The sequence below is a fragment of the Methylobacter sp. BlB1 genome, assembly GCF_015476545.1.
Lineage (GTDB): Bacteria > Pseudomonadota > Gammaproteobacteria > Methylococcales > Methylomonadaceae > Methylobacter.
The window spans coordinates 1-18,048 of sequence record NZ_JADMKV010000060.1; the positions used below are offsets into that span (position 1 = coordinate 1).

General features: G+C 52.7%; 16 protein-coding genes. 5 read left to right on the forward strand and 11 right to left on the reverse strand.

Annotated elements, in window-relative coordinates; translation table 11 throughout:
- Positions 1 to 113: 113 nt before the first annotated feature.
- Positions 114 to 1,019 (reverse strand): hypothetical protein, encoded by a 906-nt coding sequence (locus IT781_RS17800; RefSeq protein WP_194971524.1) that lies wholly within the window; start codon positions 1,017 to 1,019, stop codon positions 114 to 116.
- Between the two features lie 678 nt (positions 1,020 to 1,697).
- On the opposite strand from IT781_RS17800, the gene IT781_RS17805 reads away from it, so the two are divergent.
- Together IT781_RS17805 and IT781_RS17810 are read left to right on the forward strand one after the other, a co-directional pair.
- The gene (locus IT781_RS17805; RefSeq protein ID WP_194971546.1) at positions 1,698 to 3,077 is read left to right on the forward strand and encodes an ATP-binding protein; all 1,380 of its coding nucleotides are present in this window, start codon (positions 1,698 to 1,700) and stop codon (positions 3,075 to 3,077) included.
- Positions 3,058 to 3,606: a response regulator transcription factor gene (locus tag IT781_RS17810; protein ID WP_194971525.1), complete on the forward strand. Its 549-nt coding sequence runs from the start codon at positions 3,058 to 3,060 to the stop codon at positions 3,604 to 3,606. The genes IT781_RS17805 and IT781_RS17810 overlap by 20 nt, the downstream gene beginning before the upstream one ends.
- A gap of 2 nt (positions 3,607 to 3,608) precedes the next feature.
- Here the strand turns inward: IT781_RS17810 and mazG are convergent, their stop codons facing one another.
- The 4 genes from mazG to gcvH all read right to left on the reverse strand — a co-directional run bounded on the left by mazG (position 3,609) and on the right by gcvH (position 6,304).
- Positions 3,609 to 4,415 carry a nucleoside triphosphate pyrophosphohydrolase gene (gene mazG / locus IT781_RS17815; RefSeq protein ID WP_194971526.1) on the reverse strand — a complete coding sequence of 269 codons (807 nt, stop codon included), beginning with the start codon at positions 4,413 to 4,415 and terminating at the stop codon, positions 3,609 to 3,611.
- A 9-nt stretch (positions 4,416 to 4,424) separates the two neighbouring features.
- Positions 4,425 to 5,357: a carbohydrate kinase family protein gene (locus tag IT781_RS17820; protein WP_194971527.1), complete on the reverse strand. Its 933-nt coding sequence runs from the start codon at positions 5,355 to 5,357 to the stop codon at positions 4,425 to 4,427.
- Positions 5,358 to 5,367: 10 nt separating this feature from the next.
- Positions 5,368 to 5,727: a diacylglycerol kinase gene (locus IT781_RS17825; RefSeq protein WP_194971528.1), complete on the reverse strand. Its 360-nt coding sequence runs from the start codon at positions 5,725 to 5,727 to the stop codon at positions 5,368 to 5,370.
- Positions 5,728 to 5,920: 193 nt separating this feature from the next.
- A complete protein-coding gene (gene gcvH, locus IT781_RS17830) occupies positions 5,921 to 6,304 on the reverse strand; it encodes a glycine cleavage system protein GcvH (protein ID WP_194971529.1) in 384 nt (127 codons plus the stop codon).
- Between the two features lie 144 nt (positions 6,305 to 6,448).
- Here gcvH and IT781_RS17835 point away from each other — a divergent pair, with 144 nt between their 5' ends.
- Together IT781_RS17835 and IT781_RS17840 are read left to right on the forward strand one after the other, a co-directional pair.
- On the forward strand, positions 6,449 to 7,468 hold the full coding sequence (locus IT781_RS17835; protein ID WP_228779256.1) for a hypothetical protein: 1,020 nt from the start codon (positions 6,449 to 6,451) through the stop codon (positions 7,466 to 7,468).
- Positions 7,469 to 7,559: 91 nt separating this feature from the next.
- Positions 7,560 to 10,637 (forward strand): efflux RND transporter permease subunit, encoded by a 3,078-nt coding sequence (locus IT781_RS17840; RefSeq protein WP_194971548.1) that lies wholly within the window; start codon positions 7,560 to 7,562, stop codon positions 10,635 to 10,637.
- Positions 10,638 to 10,734: 97 nt separating this feature from the next.
- Here IT781_RS17840 and IT781_RS17845 read toward each other — a convergent pair whose 3' ends face one another.
- From IT781_RS17845 to IT781_RS17865, 5 genes are all read right to left on the reverse strand, one after another.
- The gene (locus IT781_RS17845) at positions 10,735 to 11,058 is read right to left on the reverse strand and encodes an iron-sulfur cluster assembly accessory protein (protein WP_194971530.1); all 324 of its coding nucleotides are present in this window, start codon (positions 11,056 to 11,058) and stop codon (positions 10,735 to 10,737) included.
- 24 nt (positions 11,059 to 11,082) lie between these two features.
- Positions 11,083 to 12,183 (reverse strand): cysteine desulfurase family protein, encoded by a 1,101-nt coding sequence (locus IT781_RS17850; RefSeq protein WP_194971531.1) that lies wholly within the window; start codon positions 12,181 to 12,183, stop codon positions 11,083 to 11,085.
- Positions 12,184 to 12,188: 5 nt separating this feature from the next.
- Positions 12,189 to 12,671 (reverse strand): Rrf2 family transcriptional regulator, encoded by a 483-nt coding sequence (locus IT781_RS17855; RefSeq protein ID WP_194971532.1) that lies wholly within the window; start codon positions 12,669 to 12,671, stop codon positions 12,189 to 12,191.
- Positions 12,672 to 12,937: 266 nt separating this feature from the next.
- Positions 12,938 to 13,714 (reverse strand): serine O-acetyltransferase, encoded by a 777-nt coding sequence (gene cysE / locus IT781_RS17860; protein ID WP_194971533.1) that lies wholly within the window; start codon positions 13,712 to 13,714, stop codon positions 12,938 to 12,940.
- A 1-nt stretch (position 13,715) separates the two neighbouring features.
- Positions 13,716 to 14,444: an RNA methyltransferase gene (locus tag IT781_RS17865; protein ID WP_194971534.1), complete on the reverse strand. Its 729-nt coding sequence runs from the start codon at positions 14,442 to 14,444 to the stop codon at positions 13,716 to 13,718.
- Positions 14,445 to 14,536: 92 nt separating this feature from the next.
- Between IT781_RS17865 and IT781_RS17870 the strand changes: the two genes are divergently transcribed.
- Positions 14,537 to 15,328 (forward strand): inositol monophosphatase family protein, encoded by a 792-nt coding sequence (locus tag IT781_RS17870; protein ID WP_194971535.1) that lies wholly within the window; start codon positions 14,537 to 14,539, stop codon positions 15,326 to 15,328.
- Positions 15,329 to 15,446: 118 nt separating this feature from the next.
- On the opposite strand, the gene IT781_RS17875 is transcribed toward IT781_RS17870, so the two are convergent.
- On the reverse strand, positions 15,447 to 17,708 hold the full coding sequence (locus IT781_RS17875; protein WP_194971536.1) for a TonB-dependent siderophore receptor: 2,262 nt from the start codon (positions 17,706 to 17,708) through the stop codon (positions 15,447 to 15,449).
- Between the last annotated feature and the right edge of the window lie 340 nt (positions 17,709 to 18,048).

Below are 18,048 nucleotides of genomic sequence, written 5' to 3' on the forward strand. Positions count from 1 at the left end.
ATCGTTGCGATCGAAGAGAAAAAGCTTGCAAAACGGAGGAGTCCATATATGCGGTTCGTGTCTTACAGCATCTATACACGCTATCACTCCATTTTTTATAAGGCGCCCTACAATCATTCAATCAATAGGAGCCGCCCTATATCACCTTCATCGAACCGAAAGTTTAATGAGGGTACAATCACGCAACTATAGCCAGTCTCTGGATCGGGGTCGCATAGTTCAAGGCCGCCACTGTTGACGTTGAACAGGGATTCCCACATGCTGCTAGGCTGCATAAAGAATTGGGCGATGGCGTCGCCTTGATGAAATGCCGGGACATGGAAGTGAAGCGCCGCTTTGCCTCTTTTGCCGTCATGCCAGAAGATTGCATTGAGCGCACCGTCTACTGGAGCATAACCCAAGCTGGAGGTGATAGACTTGAAAGGCGAGTCCTTCAGGGGAACGTTCACGATCAGCTGCCCCTCGCCGGTTAAGTCGTTCATCTCTCGCTGATAGCTGATTTTTTTATTGAATTTAATGGGCATGTCGGCCTCCAGCAAGCTCCCCGCATACGGAGCATCATCCGAGTACATGGCGAGCGTATAGAAATGGAAGGCTCCGGGGATATTGACTCCAGCATCTACTGCTACGGAAGGTTCTTTCACCAATATGGTTACATCAATTGCCACCCGATTATTTTTGCTGGGTTTCCTGGTATCTACTGTCGGATCTAAACCGCGAAAATTGACGATTACCACGATTCCTTGATCTTCTCTACCGATCCCGAAGCTCGAGGCAGGAACGATTTCGTATCCGGCTGGCAGGAGTGGAAGTAGCTTGGAAGCGCTGACCGGAATCAAGTTATCAACTTCCTGTCCCAGAGAAATACCATATGTATGGAGGACTTTCACATCGGCTTGAGACTCATGGCTCAGGACGAGCAGCCCAAGCGCAGCCAGATAGCCAACCAGCCCTTTTTTTATTAGCTTGGGCACGAGATCCATACATTTCATCTTACTTTTAAAAAATAAGTGTTTCATCTTTGATCTCCTATAAGTATGAGTGCACATTAATGTGAAAAGTAATTGTGATCAGCTAAAGCAGAACTGGTCTAACTAACACTTACAATATTTTCATGTATTACCATGTTCAGTCCTTTAATAACCATAAAATGGTGATCAAAAAATCAATTAACTGTATATTTTCTGGACTGAAATGCTCTTACGTTTTGAATGTCATGAAACTGCCGGCTATCTCATAGTGTTTGCCTGATGATGCGGAACTTTATGTCAGGTCAAACTCAGAATTTTTACCCCTGAGACATGGCATTTCAGCGCCAAATAGCAGCGCATAGGATACGGTTTATGTCCCACCGCATCCATCGCGCTATTAAAACGCTATTAAAAGGCAAGTTCCCGGCAACTTTATTGAGGAAACTTTAATTAAAGAAGGTCAGTCTTCAAACAAGCGAGTTTTCGGCAGGCAAAAAAAAGGCGGTTAAAAAAACCGCCTCAGAAAAAATACATTAGGAAGATATAACGCAACTTTCAGCTATCAGGCTCCGATAGAGCCTTAAAAGTTAGGTTAATAATAGCAGCGGATATGGCAAATAAAAATGTGACATATTGTCGCAGTAGAATTAGAGGTGGATTTTAAGACGTAAGACCGGTAAATTTACTAACCAAAATATAATTACCTAGCGCACATTTTTAATGTCAATGCTCTCGCACGTTTCGCCCAAATCGGAAATTTCGGCCCGACAAAACCTGAAGTGGATCTTCATCCTCAGAAATCTGATGATCGTCAGTGAGGCAGGGCTTGTTTTTCTATCCATCTACGGACTTAATATCCGCCTGCCGCAGGAGCAGCTATGGCTGGTCATACTCTCGATCGCGGCCGTCAATCTCTATACCTGGATGCGCTTGAAAACGGAAGATCCGGTTACCGAACTGGAAATTTTTTCGCAGCTGGCCATCGATGTCTTCGGGATCGCATCCTTGCTGTACCTGACCGGCGGCGCATCGAACCCGATCATCTGGATGTTCCTGCTGCCGCTGATTATTACCGCGATCATGCTGCCGCAGTCCTATGCCTGGTATATGGTGATTTTAACCACTTCCATGTACACGATATTGATTGGCTACAATATTCCCTTGCCTTCGATAGAACCGCACATGCCCAATCCGGACCTGATGCCTCCGGAGATGGCGCATTACGATACGTTGCAGAAAATGCACGCCATGAGCGACAAGCATTACTTCAATCTGCATATGTTCGGGATGTGGTTCGGTTTCGTATTCAGTGCCGGCCTGGTCGCATTCTTTGTCGTCGAGCTGGCTAAAACAATGAGAAATCAGGAACGGTATCTGGCTGAAGCGCGCGAAAATGCATTAAGGGACGAGCGCGTCGTCTCCTTGGGCACGCTGGCAGCCAGCGCGGCCCACGACATGGGCACGCCATTGGGTACGATTGCCATCGTCGCTCACGAACTGGAGCAGGAATATCCGATCCATCGTTTTCCTGATTTGCACGAGAAAGTGCTGATCATGAAGCAGCAGATTGAGCGTTGCAAAGAGGCGCTGTCGGTTATGTCGGCTTCGGCCGGTGAAATGCGCGCCGAATCGGGTAGAGTCATGCTGCTGACCGACTATATCGATAATGTGCTCAACCAATGGCGCACGCATAAGCCCGGCGTGAAATTGAATTTTTTCATTGATCCCCATGTTGCCGTGGACGCTGAAATCATTGCCGAGCGCACGCTGACGCACTCGATCATCAACATCCTCAACAATGCGGCCGAGGCTTCAAGGGCTGAACCGGGTATCGAATTTCATGCGTCATGGGACAGGAATCATGCCCATATCAGGATTCGCGATTATGGCCCCGGCCTGCCGCCGGAACTGATAGAACTGGCAGGCAAGCAGCCCGTCATCAGCAAGACGCGCGGCCTGGGGGTCGGATTATTTTTGACTTATTCCACGATCAATCGCTTAGGCGGTAAAATTAATTTTTATAATGTCGAATCAGGCGGTGCCTGCGTAGAAATCACACTGCCCCTTTTGAATAGAGAGGATAACGATGCCAACCCAGGATATTGATAAACCGCGCCTGCTACTCGTTGATGATGACGAGACTTTTTGCAATGTCCTCAAGAGCGCTTTGCAAAAAAGAAATTATGAAGTGCTGGTGGCCAATGATGTAAAAAGCGGCATCATGCTGGCCGAACAAAATCTGCCGGAATATGCCGTGATCGATTTGCGCATCGGTCATGAGTCCGGCCTGGAGTTGGTCAAGAAACTGATTTCTTTGGACGACAATACGCAGATCGTGATGCTGACCGGTTTTGCCAGTATTGCTACGGCCGTTGAGGCCATCAAGCTCGGCGCTGTCCATTATTTGACTAAGCCGGCCAATGCCGATGAAATCGTGAGCGCCTTGCATAAAAACGAAGGCGATTCGTCGGTATCGATCAGCGAAACGCCTTTGTCGGTAAAGCGCCTGGAGTGGGAACACCTGCAGAAAGTCCTGATGCAGCATGACGGCAATATATCGGCCGCGGCCAGAGCCCTGCACATGCACCGGCGCACATTGCAAAGGAAACTGGAGAAGCGGCCGGTGCGGGAATAGCTTTATCGGCCGTTATTTTTCAAGGCCGCTTTCGCCTCATTCCAGAAAGCGTCCAGCTCGGCCAGCTCGCAGTCCCGCAGATCGCGGCCCGATGCCTGGACCTGTTGCTCTATATATTGAAAGCGCCTGGAGAATTTTTTCGTGCTCTCCTTGAGCGCGATTTCGGGATTGACCTTTAAATGCCGCGCCAGATTCACGGCTACCAGCAGCAAGTCGCCGACTTCCTCCTGGATATGCGCCTGATCGCCGGAATGCCAGGCTTCCTTGACTTCGTTCAGCTCTTCCATGACTTTATCGAAAACCGGCAGCACCTCGGGCCAGTCAAAGCCGTGGCTGGCGGCGCGGTTCTGGATTTTCTCGCACTGCACCAGAGCCGGCAGATTAATGGCCACGCCCGATAAAACGCTGTCCTGCTCCGCGGCCTTGTTTTTCTGCTGTCGTTCCAGAGCTTTCGCCTGCTCCCAGGCCTGTTTGCGTTCCTCATCGCTGGTAAACACCGCATCCGAAAAAACATGGGGATGCCGGCGCACCAGTTTCTCGCAGATCGCCGCCGCGACCTGCTCGAAATCGAACAGGCCGCGCTCCTCGGCGATGCGGGAATGGAAAACCACCTGCAGCAGCAGGTCGCCCAGTTCCGAGCGCAGATCATCCAGATCATTGCGCTCTATCGCATCGGCGACTTCGTAGGCTTCTTCGATCGTATAAGGGATCAGACTGTAAAAATCCTGTTTGACGTCCCACTCGCAGCCGTGTTCCGGGTGGCGCAGGCGGGACATGATGTCCAACAGGTTTTGCGTATTTTTCAGCATGAGGCGTAATTAAAGTGAGGAACCGAAATTCTCGCGATATTTTTCCCTGAACGCATCCATGTCAAAGGCATGATTCTGGGTGCCGTGATGTTCGATTTTGATCGCGCCCATTAACGAGGCGATGCGTCCGGTCATTTCCCAGTCCATCTCGTTCATCAAGCCGTATAGAAGTCCTGCGCGATAGGCATCGCCGCAGCCGGTAGGGTCAAGCACGGCTTTGGGTTTTGCGGCAGGAATGTTAATGCATTCGCCGCCGGTATAAATCTTGGAGCCATTGGCGCCCAAGGTGACAATCAGCGCTTCGACACGTTCAGCAATTTGCTCCAGCGACAGGCCGGTACGCTGCTGCATCAATTCGGATTCATAATCGTTCAGTGTGACCCAGGTGGCCAGATCCAGAAATCTGGTCAATTCCTCGCCGTTAAACATCGGCATGCCTTGGCCCGGATCGAAGATAAACGGGATGTCCAGTTCGGCGAACTGCGCGGCGTGCAACTGCATGCCTTCTTTGCCGTCCGGCGCCACGATGCCGATGCAGATGTCGCGGTCCACAGGCACGGAGTTCAGATGCGAGAAGTTCATTGCGCCCGGATGGAAGGCCGTGATCTGATTGTCGTCTTCGTCGGTCGTGATATAGGCTTGGCCGGTATAATGGCCATCCAGGATCTGGATGAATTCGCTGGACAGGCCGTTCTGGCACATCCATTGCGCATACGGTTCGAAATCATGGCCGACCGTCGCCATCGCCAAAGGCTCTTCGCCCAGCAGTTTCAGATTATAGGCAATGTTGCCGGCGCAACCGCCGAATTCACGACGCATCACAGGAACCAGAAACGATACGTTAAGAATATGGACTTTTTCCGGCAGAATATGGTTTTTAAACTTATCATGAAAAACCATGATGGTATCGTAAGCCATTGATCCGCATATCAGTGCGCTCATTGTGTTCCTCTTATATTAAAATTAAAGTCCAGGTGACTGCTGCCCAAACCAGCGACAGCATAACCGCTGCAGAGCCAATATCCTTGGCTCTGCCGGATAATTCGTGATGTTCGAGCCCGACCCGGTCGACGACGGCCTCTACCGCTGAATTCAACAGTTCAACCAGCATGACCAGCACGATACTGCCGATCAGCAGCAGTTTTTCGACAGTGGTTTCTCCCAGCCAGACCGCCATCGGTGTAGTGATGACAAACAGGATCACTTCCTGTCTGAAGGCTTCTTCATGTATCCAGGTCGCTTTAAAGCCGGCAGCAGAAAAGAAGCATGCGTTTATCAGCCGTTGAAGGCCTTTTGCATTTTGATTCGCCATTATGTTTCGTTAAGTGATCAAAAACCGCCAATGATACACAATCTGTGGGGGAGTTTGGTTACAAACAGCGTAATAAACCGCTCAAACTCTGTACGATTTAAGAAAACCCACGGAAAGTCAAAAGCTTGCAGTTCATATAAACGCGTTATTCGCAAACTTATCCACAGATTTTGTGCATAACTGGCGGGCTGGCTTACTCTTCAATCGACTGACGATAAGCCTCGGCATCCATTAATCGATCCAGATCGGACGGATCATCCGCTTTAACGCAAAAAAGCCAGGCCTGATAAGCATCGTCATTAACCTGTTCAGGTTCATCAGTCAGGGCGGCATTGACGGCGACAATTTCGCCGGCAACCGGACTGAATATATCCGATGCGGTTTTGACCGACTCCACGACTGCACACTGCTCCTGGGCGGCTACTTTGCGCCCCAATTCAGGCAACTCGATATAAACCAGATCGCCCAATTCTCCCTGGGCAAAATCCGTTATGCCGACACGCACTACATTGTCGTTTTCCAGCAGCGCCCATTCATGGGTTTTGGCATATTTCAGGTTTTCCGGCAAATCACTCATGTTCATCTCTCAAAGTAGTGTTTACGTAGCTTGTATTGTTGATTTCAAGGATAACGCGCTATTTTTTAAAAACAACAAAAAAATTCATTTATCCGATACGCTGGCCTTATAATTCGGAAAATCTCTACAAGACCCATCAATTCCATGCTTTTCCCTGCCAGATTCAACGCACATTTAATAGCCGTTTTTTTTGCTATCGGTGTTTTTCCCGTCTTTGCCGACGATGACGATAACCGGATTCAGCCCGCACAGGCTACAGCAGGGCAGTCGGCCGTGCTTCTCAGCGATGAAGTGCAGAAATTGTCCGGCCTGGAGTCCGTAACGCTGGCCGCTTCGAATTACCGGCCTGAATTCGCCGCATACGGGAAGGCTGTCGCCATCCAGCCGTTGCTGGCGTTGCGCAGCCAGTATCTGGTCGCGTTAGCCGAACAGAAAAGCGCGGCGGCAAAATTCAAGCTGGCCGAGCAGAGCATCAAGCGTCAGCAGGACTTATACAATAATGACATCGCCTCAAAACGCAGCCTGCAAAATCAGCAATCGCAATGGCAAACCGACAAGGCCTTGTTGGATGCCTCGCAGTTCCGCATCAAGGCGATTTACGATGAAGCCCTGATCAACTGGGGAAAGGCATTGACCGATTGGGTGCTGTCGCCCGATGCGGGCAAGCTGGCGCCTTTTTTATCGGGCCGGCAAAGCCTGCTTTTAATCACGCTGCCGGCCAGCAGCCATTTGACCGATGGCGTTAAGGAAATTTACATTGAACCGTCAGGCATTCGCAGCAAAGCCGTTAAAGCCACGCTCATATCGGCCGCGCCGCAAATCGACGGTGCGGTTCAGGGCGAAAGCTACTTCTTTCAGGCCGATAGCGGCCGCATCAGGCCCGGCATGCGTGTCGCGGCCTGGATTACGCAGCAGGATGAGGACCGGGCCGGCGTGATGATTCCCAAATCGGCATTGATCTGGCATCTGGATCAGGCGTTTGTTTATATCAAGACCGACAAGGATCGATTCAGCCGCCGTCCTGTCACACATTTCTCGGCCACAGCCGACGGTTATTTCATCGGCGGCGGCATCGGCCCCGGCGAGGAACTGGTGACTACGGGCGCGCAAATGCTGTTGTCGGAAGAAATGCGCGGGCAGATTCCCGATGAGGATGATGATTAGTCGGTCATAATTATGCTGTGCATCCAGCCGCATGTGGGCTGAAGCATTCCATCCGACTGAAAATCGTGTAATCGGGAATATTAAAAAAATCATGCTGGCCGCTCTCGTCCGTTTTTCCATCCGCTTCTACGGCATCGTCATCGCCCTTGCCGTCTTGATCCTGCTGTATGGCGGCTACCGTTTTTCCACGGCGGGGCTCGATATTTTTCCGGCCTTTTCGCCCAAACAGGTCATCATTCAAACCGAATCGCCGGGGCTGTCTTCCGAGCAGGTTGAAGTGCTGGTGACGCAGCAGATTGAAATGGCGATCAGCGGCCTGATCGGCATGGAATCGGTGCGCTCCGAATCGATTCAAGGGCTGTCGATCGTGACGGCGATCTTCAACGAAGACAGCGATATTTACCGCAACCGGCAATTGGTTGGCGAGAGGCTGGCCAGCTTGTCGGGACGGCTGCCGCAGGGCATAGGCACGCCCGTGGCGATTCCGCTGTCTTCGTCGTCAGCTACAGTGCTGACGATCGGCTTAAGCTCCGATAGCAAGGATCTGATGACCTTGCGCAGCTTGGTCGACTGGACGCTTGTGCCTCGTCTCCTGTCTGTGCCCGGGGTTGCCGATGTCAATGTGTTCGGCGGCGAGGTCGCGCAATTGCAGATTCAGGTCGATCCCGTGCAACTGCACCGCTTTAACCTGGCGCTCGACGACATCATTCAGGCCGCGTCACAAGCGGGCAACATTCAGGGCGGCGGCTTCGTCGAAAATGACAGCCAGCGTTTTACATTACAGGTGACCGGGCAGCCCGTCACGCCTGAACAGTTCGCCAAAATCCTCGTCAAACGCGATCAGGGACGCAATATTACGTTGGACGAAGTGGCCAGGATCGCCTATGCGCCGGAACCGCCCATCGGCGCAGCACAGATCATGGGCAAGCCCGGCATTGTCATGATGGTGATCGGCCAATACGGCGCCAACACATTGTCCGTGTCCAGGCAGGTGGAGCAGGCGCTGAAAGAGTTCGAGCCTATTTTCAGCAAACAGGACATTACGTTCCATTCTCACCTGTTCCGGCCTGCCGATTATATCGAAACGTCGCTGTCCAACTTGTCGGGGCATTTGCTGATCGGCGGCTTGTTCGTGTTTATTATTCTGTACCTGTTCCTGTTCAATTTCCGCACGGCGTTTATTTCGGCGCTGGCCATTCCGTTGTCGCTGGTCAGCGCCGTCATCGTCCTGCTGGAAGCCGGGGTCAATCTCAATATCATGGTGCTCGGCGGTCTGGCGATTGCCTTGGGCGAGGTCGTTGATGACGCCATCATCGATACCGAGAATATTTTCCGGCGCTTGCGCGAGAACCGTTTGTCGGACCGGCCTCTGCCTGTGGCCGATGTCGTTTACCGGGCCTCGCTGGAAGTGCGCAGTTCGGTCGTTTATGCGAGCTTTATAGTGGCACTGGTGTTTGTGCCGTTGCTGACCTTGAACGGCGTGGCAGGGCGCTTGTTTGCGCCGCTGGGTTATTCCTACATTCTGGCTATTCTGATGTCGCTGCTGGTGGCGCTGACCTTGACGCCGGCCTTGTGCTACGTGCTGCTTGGCCGCCATGCCGGCGATAATGAGCCGCCGCTGATCAGACGCATCAAGCCGCGCTATGGCGCCGCGTTGAATTTTGTGATCGGGCATTTCAAGACAGTCATGGCCGTCAGCATGACTGTGTGCATCGTTGGCCTGCTGGCGTTTTTCGCCCTCGACAGCAAGTTCCTGCCCGAATTGCGCGAGGGGCATTATATTGTCCATACAACCAGCATACCCGGCACGTCCTTGCAGGAGTCACTGAGAATCGGCAGCAAGCTGACCGAGCAATTTATGAAGATTGAAGGCGTTGAGTCGGTATCGCAATGGGCCGGCCGGGCCGAGCGCGGCGCCGACACATACGGCAGCCATTACAGCGAGTACGAGGTTCGCCTCAAGCCCATGTCGGGCTCGGAGCAGCAGCGGATATTGGACAGGCTCAGAGCCATTCTGAGTGATTTTCCCGGCATTTTGTTCGAAGCTAACACCTTTTTGACGGAACGGGTGGACGAAACCATCTCCGGTTATACCTCGCCGGTCGTCGTCAATATTTACGGCAATGACCTGACGGTTCTTGATGACAAGGCTCAGGCGCTGGCCGAGATCATGCGCAGTATCCCTGGCGCCGCCGACGTGCAGTTGCGCTCGCCGCCCGGCACGCCGCTAGTGCAAATCGACCTGGATCTGGACCAGTTGGGTTTCTGGGGCATATTGCCGTCGCAGGTCATCAATACCCTGCAGGCCGCCTATGAAACGCATGTCGTCGGCAAGCTCGCCCAGGGCAATAAAATCTTCAATATCGCCGTGGCCCTGGCGCCGGAGTTAAGAAAGCAGCCCGAATCGATTGCCCAATTGCCGATCAGGACTCAGGACGGCAGCCTGATCATGTTGTCGCAGGTCGCAGAGATCAGGCACGCGGCCAGCCGCTATAACATCCTGCATCAGGGCGCGCAGCGCCGGCAGACTGTTACCTGCAATATCATTGACCGGGACCTGAATGATTTCATGCGGGAGCTTAAAGCGCGCGTACTGAAAGAGATTCCATTTTCGGCCGATGTTTACCCCGAATTCACAGGCGCGGCAACCGAGCAGGCCCAGGCCCGTAACGAATTGATTCTGCATGCGTTGCTGGCCGGTGCCGGCGTGCTGATCTTTATTTATATCGCCATAGGCAGCGTCCGCCACGTCCTGCTGACGTTGGCCAACCTGCCGTTTGCCCTGATCGGCGGCGTTGCTGCGGTTGTATTGACCGGCGCGACGCTGTCGGTCGGCTCGGTTGTCGGTTTCATCACCCTGTTTGGCATCACCGCGCGCAACAGCATCATGCTGCTGTCGCACTACCGCTATCTGGTCGAAGTCGAAGGGAAAAACTGGAATCTGGAGACGGTCATGCAGGGCGCCCAGGAGCGCTTGCCGTCCATTCTGATGACGGCGCTAGTGACCGGCTTGGCCATGTTCCCGATTGCCTTCAACAGCGACAATCCGGGGCGCGAGATCATGGGGCCGATGGCGGCGATTATTATCGGCGGACTGGCGTCTTCCACGCTGTTGAATTTGCTGCTGTTGCCTGGGGTATTGCTCAGGTTCGGGAAATTTAAGGATTAGTGTATTTCTGTAGGGTATGCACCGCACACCTTTGCCAAACTCGCTGGCTTATTGCGACTCCAGAAAGGTACGCAATGCGTGCCCTACGACAGCGATATTAAACGGAAAAACTTTCGCCGCAGCCGCAGGTAGCTTTGACATTGGGATTGTTGAACTGAAACGCTGCATTGATGCCTTCACGGCGATAATCGACCTCGATGCCGTCAATCACAGGCAGGTCGGCTTGCTGAACGATGATTTTAACGCCGAAGTTTTCAAAGACGACGTCATTTTCAGCCAGAGCGTCGGCATAATCCAACGCATAAGCGTAACCGGAGCAGCCCGATTTTTTGACGCCGAGCTTTAAGCCGATGCCTTTGCCGCGCTTTTCAAGTTGTTTTTTGATTTGATTCGCTGCGTTTTCTGTTAATGAAACAGACATAATGACCTCTTGGTACTTTATCCTTTATATCAAGGATTTCAATAATTCAATGAATTTGCTCACGTCATCAGCCGTATTGGCTTGTCCCAGGCTGACGCGGATGGCGCTTTTGGCCAGTTCGGGCTCAACGCCCATGGCCGTCAGCACGGCGCTGGGCTCTCTTGCGCCGCTGGCGCAGGCCGAGCCGCTGGAGACGGCGACATTTTTCTGGTCCAGCTTCATGAGCAGCAATTCGCCGTCGAGCCCATCGATGCCGAACTGGACGGTATTGGGCAATCGCTGAGCCTGACGGGCAAAAATCGTTAAGCCGGGGATAGCCATTAAGCCGTCTTCGAGTTGGTCCCTTAAAGCCAGCAGATTTAGGCTGCGTTCGGCAAGTTCCACTCTCGCCAGTTCCGCTGCCTTGCCAAAGCCGATGATAGCTGCGACATTTTCGGTTCCGGCTCTCAGGTCCTGCTCCTGGCCGCCGCCCAGCAATAGCGGATTGATGGGGACGTCTTTTTCGAACACCAGGGCGCCGCAGCCTTTCGGTCCGTAAATTTTATGGCTGGACAGAGACATCAAGTGCACGCCAAGCTCATTGAAGTCTACCGGTATTTTTCCCAGCGCTTGCACTGCATCCGTGTGAACGAGGACCCGATGCTCCCTTAATTGCCGCGCGTATTTGGCAATATCCTGGATAACGCCGGTTTCATTGTTTGCCAGCATGAAAGAGGCCAGGCCGGGCTTGCGCCTGATAGCATGATCCATGGCTTCTTGCGTAATCAGCCCGTCGCTATCGACGCCAATAATGGCAAGTTCTCGTCCCTGTTTTTTCAAGCGCTGGGCTGGTTCAGCAATGGATGGGTGCTCGATGGCTGAAATGGCAAGTCCGGCATCGGATCCGCCTGCCGCCAGGGCCAGATTGTTGGCTTCGGTGCCGCCGCTGGTAAAAATGACTTGCGCAGGCTGTGCGCCAACCAGTGAAGCAACCTGCTCGCGGGCCGTCTCTATGGCGCTTCGGGCAACCCGGCCTTGACGATACAGGCTGGAAGGATTGCCGTAGAAGGTAGTCAGGAAAGGCAGCATGGCGTCCAACACCCGTTCATCTATCGGTGTTGTCGCGTTATGATCAAGGTAGATCATTTAATTTAAGCGCTGACTCCATTTTGACGATGAACGACAATGACGTGCTGAGCCTCCTGTTCCTGCCTTCTGGCAACTTCTTGAATCTGATGTCTTTCCAGAAGCACGCCCAGGCTGATGTCTGTCAGATAATGGCGAATCTGCTCGCTCAGACCCATCCATAGGTCATGGGTTAAACAGGCCTGGTTATTCTGGCAGTTGCCTTCACCGCCGCATTTGGTTGAATCGAGCGGTTCGTCCACAGCGGCAATAATATCGGCAATATTAATCTCGCTGGCTTTGCGGCTGAGTTTATAGCCGCCGCCCGGCCCGCGCACGCCTTTTACCATGCCGGCACGGCGCAGACGCGCGAATAATTGTTCCAGATAAGACAGGGAAATAGTTTGGCGAGTAGCAATTTCAGTTAGGGTAACCGGCTTTTTTTGGCTGTGAAAAGCCAAATCCAGCATAGCGGTCACGGCATAGCGACCTTTAGTGGTTAAGCGCATAAGACCATCCTTTATAAATACAATAAGTTCTCATTGCTATAACTATACTTAACCCAGCAAAATAGTCAACTTTTAAAAGGTTAATATTTTTGTGGTCAAATCGGGACCGCTATTGAAGTATTAAGCTATTATAATCATATACTTAATTTTTTCTTAAGAAAGAATCACCCAGCCATGAAAAGAATGGCGGTTCGTACGAATTGATGACAGGATAAGTACATTTATGCCTTCGGATATATCGTCAATCCGGAGGCATAAATCATTTATTAAATTTCTTCTTTCTTGTCTTTCACGTAGCTGTCTTCGATTTCGCAGCCTTCCAGATCGGGCACCGGGGGTTGCGAGTAGGCGATGCCGGCATCATTCAGCGCTTTTTTCATGGTTTCTATCTGCTCATCCAGCACATGAATATGATCGAGCATGCGGTTGATCGCGTTAGCGATAGGGTCCGGCATGTCTGCCGTCGCGCCATAGGCATCGAAGCCCATCTTGCTGGCGATTGCATCGCGCCCTGGTGTTGATTTTTTGGCCTTTGAATCGACGATATGGCCAGGAATGCCGACTATTGTTACGCCGGACGGTACGGATTTCAGTACGACCGAATTCGAGCCGATGCGGGCGCCTTGCCCTATTTCGATAGGTCCTAAAACCTTTGCGCCGGCGCCTATGACCACGCCGTTGTGCAGCGTCGGATGGCGCTTGCCTTTCTGCCAGGTCGTGCCGCCCAGCGTGACGCCGTGATACAGCGTGCAGTCATCCCCGATCACGGCGGTCTCGCCGATCACGACGCCCATGCCGTGATCGATAAAGAAGCGCCGGCCTATTCTGGCGCCGGGATGGATTTCGATGCCTGTCAGCCAGCGGCTGATATGGGAAATAAAGCGCGCCAGCCATTTGAAGCCGGCGTTCCAGCAATAATGGCTGAGGCGGTGGATCAAGATGGCGTGTATGCCGGGATAAGCCGTAATAACCTCAAAGACGGATTGCGCCGCCGGATCCCGTTCGAAAACGCACAGGATGTCTTCTTTCAATCTGCTGAACATATTACTGATTCCTTTTATGGCCCTGAGACATTCTCAAGATACCTCTAAGGATGTCCACCTCTTTAGTATCGAGCTGTGCACGATTAAAAAGCCTGCGCAGGCGCCGCATGATCGACTTTGATTTGTCAGGATGCATAAAGCCGATATCGGTCAAAGCCTCGTAGAGATGGTCATAGAACATCTCCATCTGCGCCGTCGTGGCCAGAGGATCCTCGCCCTTGTCGCCGATCATGATCTCGTGCGATTGGCCTGAGGCGACGAATAATTCATAGCAGATCACCTGCACGGCCGCGGCAAGATTCAGTGAGCTGTATTCGTTATTGCAGGGGATGCGCAGCAGGTAGCGGCACAGGTCCAGTTCATGGTTTTTCAGGCCGGAGTTTTCACGGCCAAAGATAATGGCCGCTTTAGCCGCCTGCGCCTCGGCAGCGAGCTTTTCGGCGCATTGCCGGGGCGTCAATTCCGGCCAGCTGATGGTCCGGCAGCGGGCGCTGGCGCCGATGACCAGTTGGCAATCGGCAATGGCTTCCTCCAGGCTTTGGCAGACCGTTGCCCGCGCAAGTATGTCATCGGCGCCGGATGCCCGCGAGGTTGCGTCGGCGCTCGGAAAAAACTTGGGCGCAACCAGCGACAGATTAGTCATCTTCATATTCTTCATGGCCCGGGCAACGGCGCCTATATTGCCTGGGTGCGAAGTTTCGACCAGAACGATTTTGATATTAGACAGCAACGTGTTGTCTCTTCGTGGAAAAAAGAGCCAATTTTAGCAAAAGATTTGGTATGCTATGGAGGTTTTCTACTTGCTCATTATAAATTCAGCCTATGCAACCAATGCTTAATATTGCCGTCCGCGCTGCAAGAAGCGCCGGCGACCTTATCGTACGCTCATCCGACAATGTCGGGCGTTTGCGCATCAACCAAAAAAGCAGGAATGACTTTGCCAGTGAGGTCGACCAATTGGCCGAACGGGAAATCATCAATATCATCAGAACTGCTTATCCCGATCATGCTATCCTGGCTGAAGAAAGCGGCGCGCACAAAGGCAATGATTTTGTCTGGGTGATCGACCCGCTGGACGGCACGACGAATTTTCTGCACGGTTTTCCCCAATACGCCGTTTCCATTGCCTTGGTGCATAAAGGCAAAATCGAAGTCGGTGTCGTCTACGATCCGCTGCGCGATGAATTATTCACTGCCAAACGCGGCAGTGGCGCAATGCTGAACAACCGACGCATCAGGGTAACAGCCCAGGCCGGCCTGGCGGGCGCACTGATCGGCACAGGCTTTCCTTTTAAAAATCTGCAGTATCTTGATGCTTATCTGGGCATGTTCCGTGCCATGTCGGATTCGGCCGGTATCCGCCGCGCCGGCGCTGCCGCACTGGATCTGGCTTACGTGGCCGCCGGGCGTCTCGATGGCTTTTGGGAAATCGGTTTGCACGAATGGGATATGGCGGCAGGCATCCTGCTGATCAAGGAAGCCGGCGGCGTCGTCACCGATTTTTCCTTCAATGATAAATACATGGAGTCGGGCAACGTGATTGCCGGCAATCCTAAAATGCATCAAATCATGTATCAGGCGATCGAGCCGCATGTGACGCCGGCTCTGAAATAACAATCCGGATAAACCACGAAGAACACGAAGTTCCGTTTGATTTTCTTCGTGACCTTCGTGGTTGATGGCAGGGTGTTTCCGGTTGTCTGGCTTCTTGTCAGACAGCCGGAGAAAGGCTTTAGTAGGTCAGCGTCAGCCCGACGTTGAACGAGCGGCCCATGCCGGGCACGGCAGTTCCGGCTATATACTGTCCTGTAACAGGATGTCTTTCGCCTATGTAAGTGCCGCCCAACGGTAGCGCATAGTTCTTATCCAGCAAATTGTCTATGCCGGCATCGACGCGCATGTGTTTCCAGTTGTAACTGCTGCGCAGATTCAGCAGCACAAAGCCCGCAGTTTTCGGCTCCAGGCGCACATCCTGTATATCGTCTTTGGCATCGACAAGCTGGGTTTCGACCGTATTGGTCCAGCCGCCCAGTCGGTGGTCCAGTGCGACCAGCGCATTGAACGGCATCTGTTGGTACAGGTTGCCGCCTGTATCGTTGTTCTGTCCCCTGACATAACTCATGATCGTCCTGCCGGTCAGGCTGCCGTAGTTGCTGGTTTCCAGCAACAGTTTACTGCCTGATACATCGACGCCGAACAGATGGGCTTCAAAGTTATCCAGCTGCAGCAGATTAAAGCCGCCGTGCGACGGGCTGGTACAGGTCAGGCCGTTGGCCGGCTGACACAATTCGGCGTCGATATAATTGTCGACGTTGGTGTAAAAAGGCGTGACCTTGACCTGCCAGTCTTCCTGATTCACGTCATGCCAGTCGGCGGTCGCGCTGATGGTATGAGCAACTTCAGGCTGCAGGTTGATATTGCCCACATAGCCGTTGCCATCGCCGACCCAGTTGTTCATGAACATATTCATCGGCATGACCATCGCGCCCATGCGGGTGCCGCGCGACCAGGCATAGCGCTCATACAGGCTCGGCGAGCGCGTTTTCCTGGCGACGCCGAACTCGTAGGCCTGCATGTCATTGAAGGTATAGCGCGCCAGAGCCGTCCAGTCGATATTGACGTCGGTGCGCTTGTGCTTGGTATTGTTGAAGGCGGCGGCGTCAGGCGTCAGCTTGCCGTAGTCCATGACATCGCCGGTATCCATTTCCACGCCGCCGACACGGATGCCGATCTGGGTCAGCCATTGAGCGTTCCAGCGGGCTTCCCATTCGGTAAACACATCCAGCCGGTCGCGCTTGCCTTCGAAGATGTTCCAGAAGGGGCCGGGGCCCTGCATCATTTTCATCGAATCGGTGCCGATCGGATCCCACCAGTCGTTCAGGCGATAGCGCTGATATTCGCTGCCGACGGTCAGCAGATGCTTGTCGGTCACATCGATGTTGGCTTTGACCATCAGGCCTTGGTTGATGCCGTGCGTATCCATGGGCATGGTCCGGCCTGATTCGCCGCCTTTGTCCTTCAGGAAATTCATCTTGTGCCGGGCGTCTTCATGATAGGCGCGCGTTTCCAGATTACCCCAGTCGAACTGGCTCTTGGTGGAGATATTGGCGAACCAGCTGTCATCGCCGGTCATATCCATGCGCACATTGGGGAAGCCCTGGTAAGGAATGTTTTGCTGGCCTACCTTGATGACGGCGAGGTGCTTGTCGTTGCGTAAGGCCAATGACAGAGACTGGTTTTCGGAGCGATAGGCCGAAGAGCCGACGACGTTCTTGCCGTTGATTCTATTGACGCCGGTGAAATCGCCGCCGGCTTTGTAATTGCGCGACTGCACCGAAGACCCCGTGTAAGTCAGCGACGCGTTCTCGTTGGCTATCGAAGCGGAAATATTGCCGCCGTAGGCGTCGCCGTTGCTGCGGTAGAAGCCCGACATCTGACCTCTGACCAAAGGCGCCTCGCCGGCCTCGGCAAATTCGGGGTCGGCCGAATTGACGCGAATGGTCCCGCCGATGCTGTCGCCGCCGAGGCTCACCGGTGTGATGCCGGCCAGTATCTGGGCGCTGAGGACGCTGGACGGCGCTACATAAGAAAGCGCCGGATTCATATGATTGGCGCAGGCCGAAATCAAATTCATGCCGTCTACTTGCACCCGTAACCGGTCGTCCGCCATGCCATGCAGAATGGGCCGGCTTGAAATGCCGCCGCCGCCGGAAAGGCTCATGCCGGGCACGTCGCTGAACATTTTGGCCGTATCGCTGATAGCCGTCCTGGATAGCGCTATCTTGGAATGGTCGAGATAAGAGCCGAAAGGTGCATCGATATTCGATGCCTGGCCTTTGATGATCATCGTATCCAGAACCATGGCGTCGTCCGCGCTTGTAGTCTGTTCTTTGTTCTGGCTGGCGTTGACGTCGGCTTTATCCGCTGTTACAGGTTCGGCAGCAATCCCGCTTCCTAAATAACTCGCTCCCAATAATAGTGCGTACTTCTTCATTTTTACTTATTTATTAGTTAATAATTTTCTAATAATAAGCAACTTTCATACCATTATATTCGGTAGGTCATCAGGTTTAGTATTCACTTATATAATTAGGAAGATACCTAGATTAAAATGTAAGTGAACGCTTATGCGCATGTAATATTAAGTTTACATTTGTGGCAAATGACCTATTTTCATGCGTTAAATAACATAGTTTAATTATTTTCAATAAATCGTATGGATAGAGGGGGCGTGTTTCACCGGACGTAAAAGCGCAGCTTGATAGGCCTCAGCAAGAGGCTTTGATGATTTGGGCGGAATGGAATAGAATTTTTTACTGATGTTACGCCGTTGC

What these genes read in the sequence shown, in the direction of transcription:
- IT781_RS17800 (WP_194971524.1), bottom strand. Translation starts at nt 1,019, where the DNA reads ATGAAACACTTATTTTTTAAAAGTAAGATGAAATGTATGGATCTCGTG.
- IT781_RS17805 (WP_194971546.1), top strand. Translation starts at nt 1,698, where the DNA reads ATGCTCTCGCACGTTTCGCCCAAATCGGAAATTTCGGCCCGACAAAAC.
- IT781_RS17810 (WP_194971525.1), top strand. Translation starts at nt 3,058, where the DNA reads ATGCCAACCCAGGATATTGATAAACCGCGCCTGCTACTCGTTGATGAT.
- mazG (WP_194971526.1), bottom strand. Translation starts at nt 4,415, where the DNA reads ATGCTGAAAAATACGCAAAACCTGTTGGACATCATGTCCCGCCTGCGC.
- IT781_RS17820 (WP_194971527.1), bottom strand. Translation starts at nt 5,357, where the DNA reads ATGAGCGCACTGATATGCGGATCAATGGCTTACGATACCATCATGGTT.
- IT781_RS17825 (WP_194971528.1), bottom strand. Translation starts at nt 5,727, where the DNA reads ATGGCGAATCAAAATGCAAAAGGCCTTCAACGGCTGATAAACGCATGC.
- gcvH (WP_194971529.1), bottom strand. Translation starts at nt 6,304, where the DNA reads ATGAGTGATTTGCCGGAAAACCTGAAATATGCCAAAACCCATGAATGG.
- IT781_RS17835 (WP_228779256.1), top strand. Translation starts at nt 6,449, where the DNA reads ATGCTTTTCCCTGCCAGATTCAACGCACATTTAATAGCCGTTTTTTTT.
- IT781_RS17840 (WP_194971548.1), top strand. Translation starts at nt 7,560, where the DNA reads ATGCTGGCCGCTCTCGTCCGTTTTTCCATCCGCTTCTACGGCATCGTC.
- IT781_RS17845 (WP_194971530.1), bottom strand. Translation starts at nt 11,058, where the DNA reads ATGTCTGTTTCATTAACAGAAAACGCAGCGAATCAAATCAAAAAACAA.
- IT781_RS17850 (WP_194971531.1), bottom strand. Translation starts at nt 12,183, where the DNA reads ATGATCTACCTTGATCATAACGCGACAACACCGATAGATGAACGGGTG.
- IT781_RS17855 (WP_194971532.1), bottom strand. Translation starts at nt 12,671, where the DNA reads ATGCGCTTAACCACTAAAGGTCGCTATGCCGTGACCGCTATGCTGGAT.
- cysE (WP_194971533.1), bottom strand. Translation starts at nt 13,714, where the DNA reads ATGTTCAGCAGATTGAAAGAAGACATCCTGTGCGTTTTCGAACGGGAT.
- IT781_RS17870 (WP_194971535.1), top strand. Translation starts at nt 14,537, where the DNA reads ATGCAACCAATGCTTAATATTGCCGTCCGCGCTGCAAGAAGCGCCGGC.
- IT781_RS17875 (WP_194971536.1), bottom strand. Translation starts at nt 17,708, where the DNA reads ATGAAGAAGTACGCACTATTATTGGGAGCGAGTTATTTAGGAAGCGGG.